This window comes from Vibrio hangzhouensis (genome assembly GCF_900107935.1).
In the GTDB taxonomy this organism is placed as follows: domain Bacteria; phylum Pseudomonadota; class Gammaproteobacteria; order Enterobacterales; family Vibrionaceae; genus Vibrio; species Vibrio hangzhouensis.
In genome coordinates, this window is the sequence record NZ_FNVG01000018.1 from 19,934 (window position 1) to 36,832 (window position 16,899).

Below are 16,899 nucleotides of genomic sequence, written 5' to 3' on the forward strand. Positions count from 1 at the left end.
TGGTAAGGAGGCTTTTTTTGCGTTCAGATTTAATATCCATCTGTATTGATTGAAGAATAAAGCATCACCTGACAACAAGAAGACTTCAATCTCATTCTGATATATGGTTTAGTAGAAGTAAGGAAATTATGAAGGTTAATTTAGTGACTAAATACGAAGATTCTCTGCCACTGCAATTGATAAGGGCAAGAGATATTGCCATGGAGTACTTTCGACCCGTGCTGGCTCAAAACGATCTTACTGAGCAGCAGTGGCGCGTTATGCGTGTACTTGATACGAAAGGCGAGATCGATTTTACTACCTTATCACGAGAATCTTGTATCCTGAGTCCAAGTCTCACGGGCATCATCAACCGTTTAGAGAAGCTGGGCTATGTCGAAAAAAAGAAATGCGAACATGACGGCCGAAAATCGTTTATACATCTCACGGCAAAGGCAGAGGCGCTGGTAGAAAAGCTCCGTCCACAGATAGAAGAACAATATGTCGCCCTTAAACAGCGTATTGGTGAAGACCGATATTCGCAACTTTCCAATTTACTCAACGAGCTCATTGACAGTAAACACTAAAACACCCGCACATGCGGGTGTTCTTTCATCTGTTCACGGGCAGCTTATGCTGGCTGCACCACTTTTACTTCTGCCTTTAAATGCTTGAACTGACGATCAAAATACATCAAAGCATCTTTATCCTGCGTCGTTATGGTTTCTATCTCAAGAAAAAACACCGTATGCGTTCCAACTTCCTTCATATCGTTGATGTGCCCCTCCAATGTTGTCAAAGCACCTTCAAGAACCGGAACATTATGCTGATTAAAGTTCCAACCCTCTAACGCGAAGCGCTCTTCCATCTCTAGTCCCGTCATTCCGGCAAAGTGCATGGACATTTCCTGGTGCTCACTCGCACAGGTATTAACGCACATTCGACCGTTTTTCTTGAATATTTCATTCGACGCACTTGAGCGATTGACACATACCAATATGGTTGCCGGACTGTCGGTGACCGAACAAACCGCGGTAGCCGTAATTCCGATAGTACCCGCTTCCCCCCCTGTAGTTACGATATTTACGGCGGCTGCGAGCTTTGACATTGCATTACGAAAATCTTGTTGTAGAGACATGTTATCTTCCTTTTTTTAATCAGACTGCGGTGCTTTTCTTTGCGCACTCATTGTTATGTCTTGTTATTGTGGAGGATCCTGGCATTCTCTTACATAGACAGTTACACCAATCGCTTGTACTTTTCGCAGTATCGTCAACTAAAATGGCAGCGACTCATTTACTTACTCTCAGTTATCGGGCTACCCCACTTGGCATGCTATTTACAAAATCAAGCAAAGATTACCAATAGATAAGCCAGGAGAATGTTACAACAAGTAAAATGGAGACTTGCTGTCAAGGAATATTGCGGTGTTTCATAAATTGCACTCCACCTCAATAACGGGTAAGGATTAAAGCACAACAATTTGTCCAAATAAGCTCGTCAAATTCACCACTCTTTGCTACCTTTACGCCACCTCAATTACGCAGAAAAATATTAGACGGAACTATGCCTTCTCCACTGACTATTAAGAAAATCGTTGAAATAGGAGACACCCTTCATCGAAGTGGTTGTGCGCCATATAAAGTGGAGAAGTACGCTCAATACTATGCACAAAAGCATGGTGTTGATGTCATGGTTCAGGCAACACCTACTGCCATCAATTATCAGTTTCCCGATAAGAACAATACCGTAGTGATGAAGCGCTTAAAACCAGCGTCTATTAATCTCAGCCTGCTTGCCAATACTATTATTCGCATTAATCAACCAAGCAATGAACCGCTCCCAGAGCCTGTGGGCTATCCCAAATGGGTGGTGGCTCTGGCGAACATGGGGATCCCACCGGCGTATCTGATGCTTGTCGGCAGTACGATGGAAGCGATTGGCTTTTCAGTATTACTTGGCCTTATGGTCTGGGTTTGTCAGCTCATCTACAAGGGCAGAAATGCGATCGCGGTCGAGTTCGTTTCAGCTCTATTAACTGGTGTTCTTGTCGCATTTATCGCCAGCACGGGGGCAGACATTCCAGTCTGGGCATTATGTATTGCCACGGTTGTACTATTTGTACCCGGTTTGTCTATCGCCAACTCTCTGGAGTGTCTGGCTTTCAATGACCTCGTATCCGGCACCGCACTGCTCGGGCAAAGTGCCCTTACCCTGATTAAGCTATTTATAGGGGTTATTATGGGCCTCAACATTGGGGAAGCCTGGTGGGGTCAAGCGGAATCGCTGTCTTACACCAATGAAGTCCCATTCTGGCTGCACTGTTTTGGCTTATTACTGATTTCTACCTCCATTGGCGTGATTTTTAATGCGCGACCAAAAGACATTTTATTGGGTCTGCCCGTTGCCGTATTGGGTATGTGGGGGCCGTTCTACCTTGGTTTTGACAGTGGCTGGATAGTGGGCACCTGGGTAACAACTGTACTAATCACTCTGTATGGTACCTGGCTTGCTAGGTTGCTGGATTTAACTGGCTCTATTTACATCGTTCAAGGGATCATCATCCTTGTTCCCGGTAGTCGTGTGCTGGTGAGTGCCAGTCAATCCGTCTTTGAACAATCGATTCTTCCGATCCCTAACATAGGGTTATCAGCACTATTTATGTTTTCTGCTATCGTTGCTGGGCAAATAACTGCATATTCGATTTACTCACCCAAAATCGATCGCTAATTGATACTGTTCGTTATTATTTTATTGCGCTGCAAAGTGGTTCAAAATAACGAAAATGTTTGCAAAATCTTTACAAAATTATTAATTTACAATTCGAAATAATGTTTTATATCAATAAGTTATAAAGAGAACGTCATTTTGAACAAGATCATAAAAAATTCGCTCCATCACTGTAACACCATGTAATTGCCTGGTAAAAACAAGCTTAACTTCAAATTATCGGCACAATTATATTCGACTATCTTTGACTTGGGTAAGAACTACCTTATATTCGTGACTGGCTAGAAAAAAAGTTCCATTGTTTACAAAAGGCTTTCGTTGAATTCTCGCAATTCCCCCGACGCGTTGTACGCAATAGCAATTTACTTTTCCATGCTATAGCTGCCGTATTGGCAAACAAAGAAACAAAAGATAGTAGAATTTAGGATACAGATATGTCTAACACAGTTACTGGTACAGTTAAGTGGTTCAACGAAACTAAAGGCTTTGGATTCATTCAACAAGAAAACGGCCCAGACGTTTTTGCTCACTTCAGCAACATTAAGGCGGACGGTTTCCGTACGCTGGCAGAAGGTCAAAAGGTTGAGTTTAAAGTAACTCAAGGCCAAAAAGGCCCACAAGCTGAAGAGATCACTTTAGTATAAGTCGTCGTCACCAGTACCCAAGAATAAATAGCCAGCTTAGCTGGCTATTTTTGTATCAGTTGATTCCATTTTTCCCTATTCTTTATACCCTTTTGCGCCCAGAAGCGTACTATGGGTAACATCATTTTTTGAATCAGTTATCACATGGCACTTAAACCCACGATTTACAAGTTTCGCGTTGCACTTACTGACATGAATCGAGACTACTACGATTCACTCAACCTAACCGTAGCGCTGCATCCATCCGAGAACCATCAACGCATGATGGCCAGACTGATGGCATTTTGTTTGAACGCTTCCCCAGATCTGCAGTTCACTAAGGGATTATCAACGATTGAAGAGCCCGATATCTGGGAGAAGTCTCTCGACGATCAAATCCTGCAATGGATTGATATTGGTGAACCAGATGTTGATCGTGTAAAGAAAGCTACGCGCCTTTCTCAAAAAACCAAAGTATACAGTTTCAACACCAAGAGCGAGGTTTGGTGGCAACAAAATCAGGGTAAGTTTGGTTACCTTGACGCCTGCATATACCGTTTGAACAATGAATCCATTGAGTCATTGGCTGACTTGGTCACCCGAACCATGGATCTCTCGGTCATGATCACCGGCACATCGCTGTTTGTTGACGCTGAAGGCGGCTCAGTCGAGGTGACGGTTGAGGAGCTTCAGGATAAATGATTGAGCTGAGAGAAGCCCTTAACAACATTCACGTCAAGCAGTTGTCCATTGCTGAGTACCACCAAGAAGCGCTTGCCAACCTGTGTGAAAGAGAAAACCTGTTATTTGCCCGGGCTCAGGAAAACAAGCCTGAGGCAACAGTAACTCACCTCTTACTCGGCCTGTTTACCAAATTGAATGTTGAAGCATTGGCTTCTCTAGTGTCTCACACTGATCAACTGACCGAGATGAAGGCCATCTTCGAGCAACAACTGAACTCTGAACAGGCAAGAGCTTTTAAGCTGCCTGCGTTAGAAGAGCTTGAGCTAGTCACTCATATTTGGCTTTATATTCAAGGTTATCTCGGGATGGATTACAGTCTGGCCAATGATCACGCACTGCAAACGGCTGAGGCGATGTCGAAGCTAAAAGGACAGAGTGTTGATGAACTTCGCACCGAGTTCAACCAGAGTTATTATCTGGGTTTTCGTCAGTTTGAAGCCAACAAACCACCGTCTACCGGATGGAAACGGTGGTTTGAGAAATGGTTTAACTAGCGAACGTTAAAGGTTAGCGTGAGGGCCAAATACTTCATAGTGGATTCGATCCCGGCCCACACCCAGCGCCTCTAATTGCTTCACGACATTTTCCATGAAGGCAACGGGACCACAGGTATAGAACTCACCAAAATGGATTGGTAGTGTGTCCTTGATTTGAGCCAGATCCATTAAGCCCACGCTCGAGTTATTGCTGCCATCGAGATTCACAGGTGATCGATACCACACATTCTGTTGCCAACCTTTTGCAGCAACAATGGTCTCAACCTCATCAATGAATGAATGCTGAAGTTCGTTCTCACAAGCGTGCAAGTAGGTGACCGGATCGGTTTTATTTTCCTCTGCCAGCTTTTGCAGCATCGCCTGCATCGGTGTACAGCCTACACCAGCGGAGATCAGAACCACAGGTTTGCCCGATTCCTGATAGAAGAAATCACCAGCAGGTGGCAATACATCGACCGCATGGCCTACTTCGACCTCATCGTGAAGATAGTGTGACACCAGGCCTTGCTGTTCTGTACCTTTACCTTCCTTCTTCACAGAAATGCGATAATGGCTTCCGTTGGGTGCCTGTGACAATGAGTACTGGCGTATTTCAACATTATCAGCTTTGCTTGGCGTCACCTGAATCCCCAAATATTGACCGACTTGATAATCAAGTACTTTTCCACCATCTTCCGGCGTCAAGACAAAACTCATGACAAGCTCGGACTCCGGGCGCTTTTCAGAGACAACAAAACGTCGGGTACCACGCCAGCCACCCGTTGCTTTTTCGCGTAACTGATAAAGCTCCTCTTCACGATCGATAAAAATCTGCGCCAAGAACAGATACGCCTCCGTCCACGCTTCCTCCACCTCTTTGGTAAACGCCTCTGGCGCCAGCTCTCTTAGGGTCTCAATCAGATGATGCCCAACAATCTGATAGTGCTCTGCTTTAATATTGAAACTGGTGTGCTTGTGCGCGATACGCTCCACAGCAGTGGCCAGAGCGCCCAGATTCTCGATATTTTTAGCATACGCTGCCACGGCTTCAAATAGTGCAACACTCTGACGACCGGTTTTCTGGTGTGTCATGTTAAAAATATCTTTGAGCTCTGGGTTATGAGAGAACATTCTCTGGTAGAAATGTTGGGTTAATGCTGGTCCTGCAGACTCAAGCAGTGGAATCGTGCTTTTGATGATCTCGATGTGGTTATTGTTTAGCATATACGCTCCCTAGAAGGCTTAGACTTTGACAGTTCGTTCGACCGTCTCATATTGTTATTTATAATTTTAATGATAGTGCGAGTTGAGAATCACACCTATTTGTCTTTCGACTACTCACTAATTAGCACAGAGCGTGCCAATTTCATAAAACCTTTAATTGCATGAATTATTAGTAAGATACGCACACATCAAGTGTCAAAATGACCGCTTCTATTTGTGTCTAAATGACTCTATAATGCCGTTCATACTCACCAGAATAAGTAGTTTCCCCATGCAGGACATTTCACCTTCCAATCTCATGGAACTGACCATCGGCCTGGCAAGCAGCAGCAATGATCAGGAGCGTTTCGATTCTCTCATCAATACCATTCGAAAAACCATTATGTGTGATTGCGTTGCACTTCTCTCTCTACAGGGCGATACCTTAGTGCCATTGGCCATGCAAGGACTGGCGCGAGACACACTTGGTCGACGTTTCGTGATCAGCGAGCACCCCAGATTCGCTGAGATCTGCGCTTCTGATGGCCCTGTCATTTTTGATGCGGACAGCGAGCTACCCGATCCTTTCGATGGATTACTGATTGACCATCATGGTGAACTTCCCATGCACTCATGCATGGGTCTGCCACTTATCTTTGGCGACAAAATGTTAGGCGCTCTGACGTTGGACAGTCTGGGAACTAACGCTTTTGATAACATCCCGGCTCGAAGTCTAGAGGTGTTGTCAGCTATCGCAGCCTCGACACTTAAAATGGCACTCACGTTTTCACAACTGGAATATCAGGCGAAACAGTCAAAGCAACTGCTTGAAGAACTCAATGTAGAAGCCTGGGAGCGCGACGGCGGGGAGATGATCGGCGACAGTGAACTAATGCGCGCACTGAAATCTGACATCGAAATTGTCGCCCCTTCTGACTTCAACATTCTGATCCACGGTGAAACCGGCGTAGGTAAAGAACTGGTTGCCCGTACCATTCACCACCAGTCCACCCGACGCCAGAGCCCTTTGGTGTATGTAAACTGTGCTGCCATTCCCGAAAACCTGATTGAAAGTGAACTGTTTGGTCACGTCAAAGGCGCGTTTACCGGCGCAGACAAAAATCGTATGGGCAAATTTGCTCTTGCAGATAACGGGACGTTGTTTTTGGATGAGATTGGTGAATTACCTCTCGCAGCGCAAAGCAAACTGCTTCGTGCACTGCAAAACAATGAAATCCAACCTGTCGGTAAAGACGAGATCCAAAAAATCAATGTACGCGTACTCGCTGCCACCAATCGAGATCTCAAAGATGAAGTCGACCAAGGGAAATTCAGGGCGGACCTCTATCATCGATTGAGTGTTTACCCTATTTCGGTACCTCCTCTTCGTGAACGTAATGGCGATTTAGAACTACTCTCGGGCTTTTTCCTTGAACAGGCACGACGTAAGTTGGGGATCGGTCAAATTAAACTGAGCCCTAACGTTATCGCTTACCTGAATCGCTACTCATGGCCGGGAAACGTGCGCGAACTCGAACACGTTATCAACCGCGCTGCCTTAAAGGCCAAGGCTCGCCTATTCGATAAGAAAGTGGTAACCGTCAGCACAGATGATTGTGGGCAGTTTGATGATGAATCAGCACCAGCGCTTTCTCCGTCTGGGAAAAAATCCTCACCGACTATCGATAACAGCAAAGGGATCCGAGAGGCGACCGAAGATTATCAACGCACAGTGATTTCATCGGCGCTCATGGAGGCCGACTACAATTGGGCTCAGGCCGCTCGTTCACTTAAAACCGACAGAGCAAACCTTATTCGCCTGTCAAAAAGACTCGGCCTGAGCGTGACCAAAAGCCACACTTTGTCGAGAAGTTAACTCACCAGATACCGCAAGAGTAAAGAAGATGTTAAGATTTGGCGAAGTATGGCACCCACTTCGCCATCGTTTTACTAAAACCATAACAACACAACTGCTCAACAAAGGTATTTATGAAGTTTATTCGCATTATTCTCGGTAAAATCATACTGTTACTAAACTTTGTTTTTGCGCCACGTGGCGTAAAACGCTCTCAGGAAGAACAAAAGAGTGCCGATGACAAGGCACAGACGATGCAACTTTATCAGTTCGAAGCTTGTCCCTTTTGTGTGAAAGTTCGACGTGAAATGAAACGTCAGTCGGTGAATATCACTCTCAAGGACGCCAAAAATGACAATACAGCGCGAGAAGAGCTGTTAAGTGGCGGTGGCAAAGTCAAAGTCCCCTGCTTAAAAATCACTCAAAATGGCAACGAAACCTGGATGTACGAGTCTTCGGATATTGTCTCCTACCTGCAAAAAGAGTTTGCTTAGCCGCAGGACCTACGGACTTAACAGACCAAAAATAGAAAAGGTGCACCTAAGTGCACCTTTTCATTTTGACTCTAACGACTACTCCACACAGCTCCAGCCTGTGGTATCAATCGAATAAATCCAATCAGCGATGAGTTTGACACCTTCCTGATGGACCACATGCCTGCCAAGCTCTGGCATCATATTCCCATTGTCCACGTTAATACGGTAATGCAATACTGAGTTATCAGGGTCGCCCGGTACAATAACAAAAGGTGACGGCCCTTTGTGGAAGGTTACACCTCGAGCACATATTCCCATTTCAGAGGTACCACTACGCCAGTATTCGAACTTAAATGGGTTGCTCGCAGCCTTGCCTTCTGTTCTGTGGCAATGAGCACAGTTCACATCCAAATACGCTTTAGCATAGTCCTCAAGCTCAGCATCAGTCAGGTTAGACGCTCCAGCCTCAGTATCGAATTCAGGCACAGCAGGAAGGTTCTCCGGTGTATTCGGCAATGAGGCGATCAAACCCAGGTTTTCCCAATGCAATAGTTGGTTAATAGGCGAACCCGCTGCCACAGCTCTGGTGCTGTTCATATTTCTCGCTTTCGGGCCAATTGGGGAAAAACCCTGTGGCTGGTTATTACCACTTGGATCGGTCACTTCGGACTCGACTTTGTGACACAAAGTACACTCGTTCCGACTCGGCACCTCATAAGTAAAGTTCAAGGTTTCACCCTTATGAACGACACTTCGCTCAAACGGCACCGATACGGCTGTCAGCGTTGCATCCGTTTTATCTTCATTCCAAACATAAGGCAATGCCACCCAACCACTGCTGCGATGGATAAGAAGTCTGGTTTCAATGATCTCCTCATCAACACCCATTGCATTTGTCGTGTTTGAAGGCAATACAAACGTTTTAATCAGTATGGTCCCGACAGGGAAGTCAAACACCTCTTGCTCGCGATAGTTTGCAGCTACATCACTAGGCATAACGACAAAGCGGTACTTCCTCGCGTAATCGGTAAACAGTTCAACGTTCATTTCATAAAGGGTACCTTTACCTGAAGCGCTGATATTGAGGTTCTGGGTTGGATCGGTACTGTCTTCGAACAAACGATATTGTGATAGGTTTACACAGTTTTCACCATATGAAGCGGACTCACGGGTAATTGCAGCCCAGTTGATATCGCTGCCTGTCGCGGAACACTGGTCATTTCCAACAATACCATTGGGAATATCTGGTGTGGCGCTGTCACCGTCTTCAGGGCTGTCAACGCCAAATCCGTAAGTCTTTCCATCAATGATGACCGTGTTAACCGCAAGTGGTTGTTTCGTATCGCAGCCCGTTCTCAGCAAGGATTGATGTGGACCTTCATAGAGAAAATCCGCACTGGCTGGGTCTTCTGAGTAACGCACAATGGCCATTGGGTCGGTGTGATCAACTAACACTCCTACACTGGTATCACCGTTGCTAATCATGCAGTTTGCATCTTGCTCGGTAAACTCAGTCAGGTAATTCCATAGCTGAGAACTTGTTTGCGCGTTCAATGCATCTCTGATTGGCGCAAACATTTGTGAGCGAATCAGGGACTCACCTGCTCCATCATAGAAAATCGCCGGGAATGCCAGATGCTTAAGGTTGTAAGCCAGGATCATATCTTCGATCAATGCACCATTGGGATTCGCCCCCACATTAGTGATCTCATTGTCATGAAAGTACATATTGGTTGGCACGGGATTCCAAAGATTGGCGATCGCCGCACCTTCAGAGCTACCACTCAACGGACTGTATGCTTCAGGGTCACCATTCACCAACAGATAGCTGGTCATCGCCACTGCCATCGAGTCATGGTTGGTAATAGTGTTGTTAAAGAACTCACCATTTCGACCTGACAAAATCACAATGCCGGTACCAGGAGGGACAATCCCCACTACACCACAACCACCTAGTCCATTTTGACAGGTAGTATCCACGTAGTTCACCAGATTATTATCTCGGATATCGTTATCAAAAATACGAACATCATCCACAAGACGACCTATGGTCGTCGCCCCTGGCAGGTCAAAGAGCAATACCCCGCCCGTATTACCTAGCGCGAGGTTACCATACACATCGACACTAGAACTGTTTTCTATCTCAATACCAGCGATGTTCTTTTCAGCAACGTTATTACGAACCACCGCACCTATCGTTTGACCTACATAGATGCCGGCATCGGCACTACCGTAGCTCCAGGTATCTTCAATCAACACATTTTGAGACTTAACCGGATAAATGCCGTAGGTACCACGCAAGTTTCCATTCTCATCACGTGCACGAGGCACTTCCATCCATACCGCAGCCACGTCACGTATAATAATCCCTTCTACACCATCGGCCTTGATGCCATTTTTCGATGCTTCCGATACCTGAAGGTCTGATATGGTAATGTTGGAACCACCACTGATAGCAATGCCGTCTTTACCGTCAACATCACTAAAGTCCAAAAAAGTCTTGGCGATCCCAGCCCCTTTCAGTACAAGGTTCGATTTTGAATCAATTGTTAGCTGGTTGTTCATCTTGAAACACCCAGCTGGTAGCGTCACAACACTGTTGCTTTCCGCAAGTTCCACTAGATTTTCTATGGCGGTCACTTCAGAGTCTGACGCCCAGTCCATACCATCTGCGCACAGTGTCGGCAGTCCATAAGAAGACTCCGTGTACGCTGCTGATGAGTTGGGCTCAGCGTATTCTTCTGTGTTACATCCATATAAGGCGCCAATACCCATCAACGCTATGATGAGTGATTTTCGAGTTCTATACATGAGCATCCTTCCCTGTAATAGGTTTTATCTGACTTAACTGAGCATATTTAGAATGAATGGTTGTACTGAAGGGCATAGATATAAACATCACCCTCAGATCTGAACGGTACATCGACAATGGTGTTGCCATCCCCATCTTCCAGCGGCTCCGTGAACGTGCCTTCTTTGGCGTCGACAAAAGTGAAGCCGAAATCAATGCTGCTCGAATCGTTAAATCGATAGCTTGCTCCTACGCTGTAGTTCAGCCGATCAGAGTCAGGAAGACTGATACTAACGTTGTTGACATTTGGGGTTTGATCGTATGCTACACCCGCTCGCAATGTGATATTCGGACTTAGGAAATAAGTACCTCCCAAGGCATACTTGAACGAGTCCTCAAAGTTCTCATCCTTTTGCAGCACTTCTTGTCCATCCACTGTTGCACGGATCTCTTTGAACACATTCCAGCCAGTCATGACTACGCTGTAGTGGAGTGCGAAAGGCTCAGTAATCTGGTGGTAACCTGAAAATTCTGCGATGCTTGGTAAGTTGAGCGTCAGTTCCCCCGATACAGTCTGACCAGGCTGTACAATGGTACTTGGTACATCAGAAGAAAAATCGCCACTCATGTCGATATCGACTTTTGAGCGATAGCTAAGCCCAAACCTATGGCTTGGATTAATTTCCCACAATAAACCGGCGTTAAACCCGTAGCCCCAGCCCTGCCCATCCAGAGATTTTGCCGTGTCTGTTCGACTAAACACGTCAGTTCCAAGATCAGCATTCATCGCATCAGCCAGTATGCCGAGAGTTCGCGTTAATTTTGCTTTGCCATAAACTGCACTCACACCAACACCCGCACTAAATTGCTCATTCAGTTTAAATGCCAGATTAGGGTTAATATTTACAGTTTCTAATCTGGTTTCACCGCCAATAGAGCCAGCCAAATAGTCGTCGGGATATTTAGTCGCCAAACCAAAGTCGGTAAAAACACCTATTCCCCAGAAGACAGTGTCATTAATCGGTGATGCAATATACAGTCCGGGCACAATAACATTGTCCACTACGTTGTTATTGGTTAACTGGTTATTTACCCCTTGGTCTGGACCATTCCCTGTAACTCGAACTTTCGGGACCAAATAGGCAGCACTTACAGATATATTGGTTGAATCAAAGCGGGTTAATGCCGCAGCGTTATTAGCTAGCACCGCTGCACTATCAGCGATTACTGCTTCACCAGCATTCGCCCTACCCAATCCTGCGGCGGAGTGTTCAGACAACTGAAACCCGGCAGAAAGGGCGTACGGAGAGCCTAGCGCTGCGATAATTGCAAGCACCAGTGTTGCGTTCCTTATTTTCATATCACTTCATTACTCCATGTGTTTTTTAGGATTCGCGATGAGTGACAGCTGGAGAAATAGTCGTTATTTCATTTAGAGTTATTGCTTCACTCATAGGTTAATCTAACGACTATTTAATAGTTATGTAAACAAAATGTTTCACAAATGTTACTTAGATCTCGTTGTTACATTTTGCAGATTTAGAAGGGTTTATTGGAATATATCAAATAAAAAACACCGCACGCCAACCAATATAAGTTGACGTGCGGCATATTATAAATAACGTATGGCTTACGGCTGGGTTTTATAAAATTTCTATTTGCTTTGTTCTATTTTCAATGGCCTTATCGTGCTGTGACATTACAAAGAAATTATCAATCCAGTGTAATATCAGTGCCGAATCCTGAGGCTTATCTATTTCGATAAATGCTTGTTGATAATATTCAGAAGACAGTAGGTGCTTGCGCTTTTCCACCAATTTCTCAGTAAAACTGGTACTGAATTCTGGATGCCCTTGCACCGTGAATAAATGGTTATCACGCACCAACATAAAGTTAGGGCAAAAGTCATTACGCGCAATAACTTTTACGCCACTGGGGACAATGATGACCTGATCCTGATGACTGACCAGCAACCGGGCGGTATCAACGGAAAGGTTCATCCACTTTTTCTGCGCCGTTATTTGAACTTCATAGCTTCCCAAACCCCAACCTTTATCCGATTTCTGAACTGTACCTCCTAATGCTCTGGCCACCAATTGGTGACCAAAACAAATCCCGACCAGAGCTTTTCGACGTGCCTCGCAAGAAACAATCCAGTCAATCAGAGCCAGAATCCAGGGATCATTGTCGTAAGCATTATGGACACTGCCAGTGATAATAAAACCGTGGCATTCATCGTGATGAGGTAGTTCTCCTTTCGTTGCATCGTAGTTCTGAAAAGTAAACTCATTGTTCACCTCATAAAGGGAGGCCTCAATCATATCAGCATACTGCCCATGATCGTCTGACAATGGTGAGTCAACATGACCGCACGTTAATATCCCTATCTTCATTTATCACCTACTTCATTGTTGGCATTACAAATTCACTTTCTCTCTGCCCCTTTGGCCAGCGAGCTGTGACCGTCTTCATACGAGTATAGAAGCGTACGCCATCATTGCCATGGACATTTAAAGGACCGAATATCGAACGTTTCCAACCGCCAAAGCTATGGAACGCCATTGGTACTGGGATTGGCACGTTAACACCAACCATACCAATTTCTACTTTTTCAGAGAAATCGCGAGCCGTATCACCATCTCGGGTGAAGATCGCCGTGCCATTACCAAACTCATGTTCATTGATCAAAGTCAGCGCCTCTTGATAGTCCTTAGCGCGAACGACAGACAATACCGGACCGAAGATTTCCTCGTTATATATCGTCATGTCAGGAGTCACGTTGTCAAACAGGGTGCCTCCAACAAAATACCCGGGTGTAGATGTCGTGATATCCCGGCCGTCAACGACCAACGTCGCCCCTTGGTCGACACCACTCTGAATGTAGTCACGCACTTTATTCATATGAGGCTCGCTCACCAGTGGCCCCATCTCATTTTCTGGTGATACATTAAGACCTGGGCCAACTCTCAGTGACTCAACTTTTTGCTTCAAAGAGGCCACCAGCTTATCTGCGGTTTCGTCACCTACTGCTACAGCAACTGATATTGCCATACAACGTTCACCGGCTGCACCGTAAGCTGCTCCCATGATCGCGTTAGTTGCCCCTTCGAGATCGGCATCCGGCATCACTACCAGATGGTTCTTCGCCCCACCGAGTGCCTGAACTCGTTTGCCATTCGCACTGCCTTTACTGTAAATCGCCTCCGCTATAGGGGTTGAACCGACAAAACTTACCGCCGCAACGTCCGGTGACTCTAGCAGTGCATCCACCACTTCTTTGTCGCCCTGAACCACATTAAACACCCCATCGGGAAGCCCCGCTTCCTTGAGTAACTCAGCCAGTTTCAGTGAAGGACTTGGGTCTTTTTCTGAAGGCTTAAGAATAAAGCTGTTACCACACGCCAGTGCCACAGGAATCATCCACAGTGGCACCATCACCGGGAAATTAAATGGTGTGATACCCACACACACACCGACAGGTTGCATCATAGAATAACTGTCTATTTCACGGCCAACGTTTAGTGAATGTTCACCCTTTAGAAGATGTGGAATACCACAAGCAAATTCGACGACTTCCAATCCGCGAGTCAACTCACCGAGAGCATCACTGTGTACTTTGCCGTGCTCAGTTGAGATTAGCGTTGCCAGTTCATCAGCATGTTGTTCGAGTAACGCTTTGAATCGAAACATCACACGAGCTCGCTGAAGTGGTGGCGTTTCCTGCCAGGCGTGCTGCGCTTGTTTCGCGACCTCTACCGCTCCCAGAGCCTCTTTGGCACTGGATAACTGAACCTGACCACGTAATTCACCATTTGCCGGATTAAAGAGATCGGCATGGTTTCCGCTCTCACTCTGCACAATTTGCCCATTAATAAAATTTGATACCAAAACTGACATAGTTTTATTCCTTGTATTCAATGTTCTGTAATACGTCTGCGATGAGTGTAAATAAGTCATCAATATGCTGCTTCTCAATAATGAGCGGCGGTGACAACGCAATTATGTCGCCGGTAACACGGATCAGCGCTCCTTTTTCAAAACACTTAGTGAAGACCTGATACGCTCGTGAACCGGGTTTTCCAGCAATGCTTTCAAGCTCGATGCCTGCGATCAGACCGTAGTTTCGAAGATCTTTCACATGTGGCAATCCTTTGAGACTATGTACTGCCTGTTCCCAATAGCCCCCCAATTCAGACGCACGTGTATACAGGTTTTCATTGCGATAAATATCCAGAGTGGCAAGACCTGCCGCCGCCGCTACCGGGTGACCTGAATAGGTATAACCGTGGAACAGTTCAATCGCCTGACTATCTGGCGCGACCATTGCCTGATAAATCTCATCGCTGACAAAGACTGCCCCCATGGGGATTGCACCGTTGGTTAAACCTTTTGCCGTGGTCATAATGTCCGGTTTTACATCGAACTCTTGCGCAGCAAAGGGGCTACCGATACGTCCGAAGCCTGTAATGACTTCATCAAATATCAATAAGATGCCGTGCTGAGTACAGATCTCACGCAGTTTCTTCAAATATCCTTTCGGAGGAAGGATCACGCCCGTAGAGCCGGCTATCGGCTCAACAATAACAGCGGCGATGTTGCTAGCGTCGTGCAAAGCAACAATATTATTCAAACTCTCAGCCCATCCCGGATCATAGTCAGGTAAGCCTTTGCTAAATGCGCTGTTTTCTATACTTAGTGTATGAGGCAGGTGGTCAACACCCGTTAGTAGACTGCCAAAAGTTTTGCGGTTGTTGACGATACCGCCCACCGAAATGCCTCCAAACCCGACACCGTGGTAACCTCGCTCCCGACCAATAAGGCGCGTGCGTGTTCCCTGTCCAATACAACGTTGGTATGCCAGTGCAATCTTGAGGGCGGTATCCACAGACTCCGAACCAGAGTTAGTAAAGAAGACACGATTTAGGCCCGTCGGTGCCACTTCCGCCAACGCTTCTGCAAACTGGAACGGCAGTGGGTGCCCCATTTGAAAGGTAGGCGCGAAATCTAAGTTGTGAATCTGGCTCGCCACCGCCTCACTGATTTCATGACGCCCATGACCCGCATTGCAACACCATAACCCCGCGGTGCCATCAAGGATCCTGCGTTTGTCCTCTGAGGTGTAATACATACCTTCAGCGGACACGAGCATTCGGGGCGCTGACTTAAACTGCGAATTTGCAGTAAACGGCATCCAAAAAGCATCCATCTTTGATGAATCGTTTGTACTTTGCATAGTGCACTCCAACTCGAAATGTTGAATTAACATTGTTTTTTTTACTAAACACCGCTTAACACTCAAACCGCAACATGTAAATGCAATGTTATTAAATAATGAACAAAACTGACTATAGAACGTTTTATTTGTGGGTTCAATGATTAAATTATAAACATTTACTGGTTTTTTCTGTTTAGTGAGCTAGGATTGTGTTTAGTTTACTAATCACCAAAGAGATTTTTGGAGAGCTTACCTAATGGAAATGGACATTGGACCCAGGTTTAGAGCACTGAGAGAAAAAGCAGGTCTGTCTCAAAGAGAGTTAGCCAAGCGCGCAGGGGTAACAAATGGCTTTATCTCTCAAATTGAGAGCAATGCAGTAAGTCCATCGGTTGCATCACTCAGTAAGCTGCTAAGCAAGATCCCCTCCTCCATGGCCGAGTTTTTTGCCGTTGATGAACCTATGCCAGAGCAGTTTTTCACACGAAAGGATGAACAACCTGAAATAGGCCGCGGAAAAATAAGCTATCGACAAGTTGGGCATTATCACGAAGACAGGCATATCGGGATGCTCAGAGAAACCTTGGCTCCAGGAGCGGATACCGGAGATGAAATGCTAGTACACGAAGGTCAGGAGTGTGGTGTCATTGTTGAGGGAGAGCTTGAGCTTACCGTCGATAATGAAGTGACCGTCCTGCGTGTTGGCGACAGCTATTATTTCGACAGTACACGCGCTCACCGATTCAGAAACACAACTAAAAGTGATTGCGTTATCGTAAGCGCGAACTCACCCGCCAGTTTTTAAGG

15 protein-coding genes are annotated in these 16,899 nt (G+C 45.9%); 8 read left to right on the top strand and 7 right to left on the bottom strand.

The window, feature by feature from the left end:
* The first annotated feature begins 128 nt into the window (after nt 1–128).
* Entirely contained in the window at nt 129–566 is a 438-nt protein-coding gene (hpaR, locus tag C4S60_RS16530; RefSeq protein ID WP_103881468.1) for a homoprotocatechuate degradation operon regulator HpaR, read from the top strand.
* A gap of 44 nt (nt 567–610) precedes the next feature.
* Here hpaR and hpaC read toward each other — a convergent pair whose 3' ends face one another.
* Complete coding sequence (hpaC, locus tag C4S60_RS16535) at nt 611–1,117, bottom strand: 4-hydroxyphenylacetate 3-monooxygenase, reductase component (RefSeq protein WP_103881469.1); 507 nt, start codon at nt 1,115–1,117, stop codon at nt 611–613.
* Nucleotides 1,118–1,545: 428 nt separating this feature from the next.
* On the opposite strand from hpaC, the gene C4S60_RS16540 reads away from it, so the two are divergent.
* From C4S60_RS16540 to C4S60_RS16555, 4 genes are all read left to right on the top strand, one after another.
* Entirely contained in the window at nt 1,546–2,709 is a 1,164-nt protein-coding gene (locus C4S60_RS16540; RefSeq protein WP_103881470.1) for a threonine/serine exporter family protein, read from the top strand.
* Nucleotides 2,710–3,143: 434 nt separating this feature from the next.
* Complete coding sequence (locus C4S60_RS16545; protein WP_103881471.1) at nt 3,144–3,353, top strand: cold-shock protein; 210 nt, start codon at nt 3,144–3,146, stop codon at nt 3,351–3,353.
* A 144-nt stretch (nt 3,354–3,497) separates the two neighbouring features.
* Nucleotides 3,498–4,034 carry a YaeQ family protein gene (locus tag C4S60_RS16550; protein WP_103881472.1) on the top strand — a complete coding sequence of 179 codons (537 nt, stop codon included), beginning with the start codon at nt 3,498–3,500 and terminating at the stop codon, nt 4,032–4,034.
* Nucleotides 4,031–4,570 (top strand): hypothetical protein, encoded by a 540-nt coding sequence (locus C4S60_RS16555; protein WP_103881473.1) that lies wholly within the window; start codon nt 4,031–4,033, stop codon nt 4,568–4,570. Before C4S60_RS16550 ends, C4S60_RS16555 begins: the two co-directional genes overlap by 4 nt.
* Nucleotides 4,571–4,576: 6 nt before the next feature.
* Here the strand turns inward: C4S60_RS16555 and hmpA are convergent, their stop codons facing one another.
* Nucleotides 4,577–5,776 carry an NO-inducible flavohemoprotein gene (gene hmpA / locus C4S60_RS16560; RefSeq protein WP_103881474.1) on the bottom strand — a complete coding sequence of 400 codons (1,200 nt, stop codon included), beginning with the start codon at nt 5,774–5,776 and terminating at the stop codon, nt 4,577–4,579.
* 271 nt (nt 5,777–6,047) lie between these two features.
* On the opposite strand from hmpA, the gene norR reads away from it, so the two are divergent.
* Entirely contained in the window at nt 6,048–7,631 is a 1,584-nt protein-coding gene (gene norR / locus C4S60_RS16565; RefSeq protein ID WP_103881475.1) for a nitric oxide reductase transcriptional regulator NorR, read from the top strand.
* 113 nt (nt 7,632–7,744) lie between these two features.
* Entirely contained in the window at nt 7,745–8,104 is a 360-nt protein-coding gene (locus C4S60_RS16570; protein ID WP_103881476.1) for a glutaredoxin family protein, read from the top strand.
* A gap of 78 nt (nt 8,105–8,182) precedes the next feature.
* Here the strand turns inward: C4S60_RS16570 and C4S60_RS16575 are convergent, their stop codons facing one another.
* The 5 genes from C4S60_RS16575 to aptA form a co-directional block, all read right to left on the bottom strand.
* Complete coding sequence (locus tag C4S60_RS16575; RefSeq protein WP_103881477.1) at nt 8,183–10,897, bottom strand: SO2930 family diheme c-type cytochrome; 2,715 nt, start codon at nt 10,895–10,897, stop codon at nt 8,183–8,185.
* Between the two features lie 47 nt (nt 10,898–10,944).
* Nucleotides 10,945–12,237: an outer membrane protein transport protein gene (locus C4S60_RS16580; RefSeq protein ID WP_103881478.1), complete on the bottom strand. Its 1,293-nt coding sequence runs from the start codon at nt 12,235–12,237 to the stop codon at nt 10,945–10,947.
* A 283-nt stretch (nt 12,238–12,520) separates the two neighbouring features.
* Nucleotides 12,521–13,270, bottom strand: a complete 750-nt coding sequence (locus tag C4S60_RS16585; RefSeq protein ID WP_103881479.1) for a type 1 glutamine amidotransferase — start codon at nt 13,268–13,270, stop codon at nt 12,521–12,523.
* Between the two features lie 7 nt (nt 13,271–13,277).
* Nucleotides 13,278–14,774 (bottom strand): CoA-acylating methylmalonate-semialdehyde dehydrogenase, encoded by a 1,497-nt coding sequence (locus tag C4S60_RS16590; protein ID WP_103881480.1) that lies wholly within the window; start codon nt 14,772–14,774, stop codon nt 13,278–13,280.
* A gap of 4 nt (nt 14,775–14,778) precedes the next feature.
* Nucleotides 14,779–16,110 carry an omega-aminotransferase AptA gene (gene aptA / locus C4S60_RS16595; protein ID WP_103881481.1) on the bottom strand — a complete coding sequence of 444 codons (1,332 nt, stop codon included), beginning with the start codon at nt 16,108–16,110 and terminating at the stop codon, nt 14,779–14,781.
* 238 nt (nt 16,111–16,348) lie between these two features.
* On the opposite strand from aptA, the gene C4S60_RS16600 reads away from it, so the two are divergent.
* A complete protein-coding gene (locus C4S60_RS16600; protein WP_103881482.1) occupies nt 16,349–16,897 on the top strand; it encodes a cupin domain-containing protein in 549 nt (182 codons plus the stop codon).
* Nucleotides 16,898–16,899 lie beyond the last annotated feature (2 nt).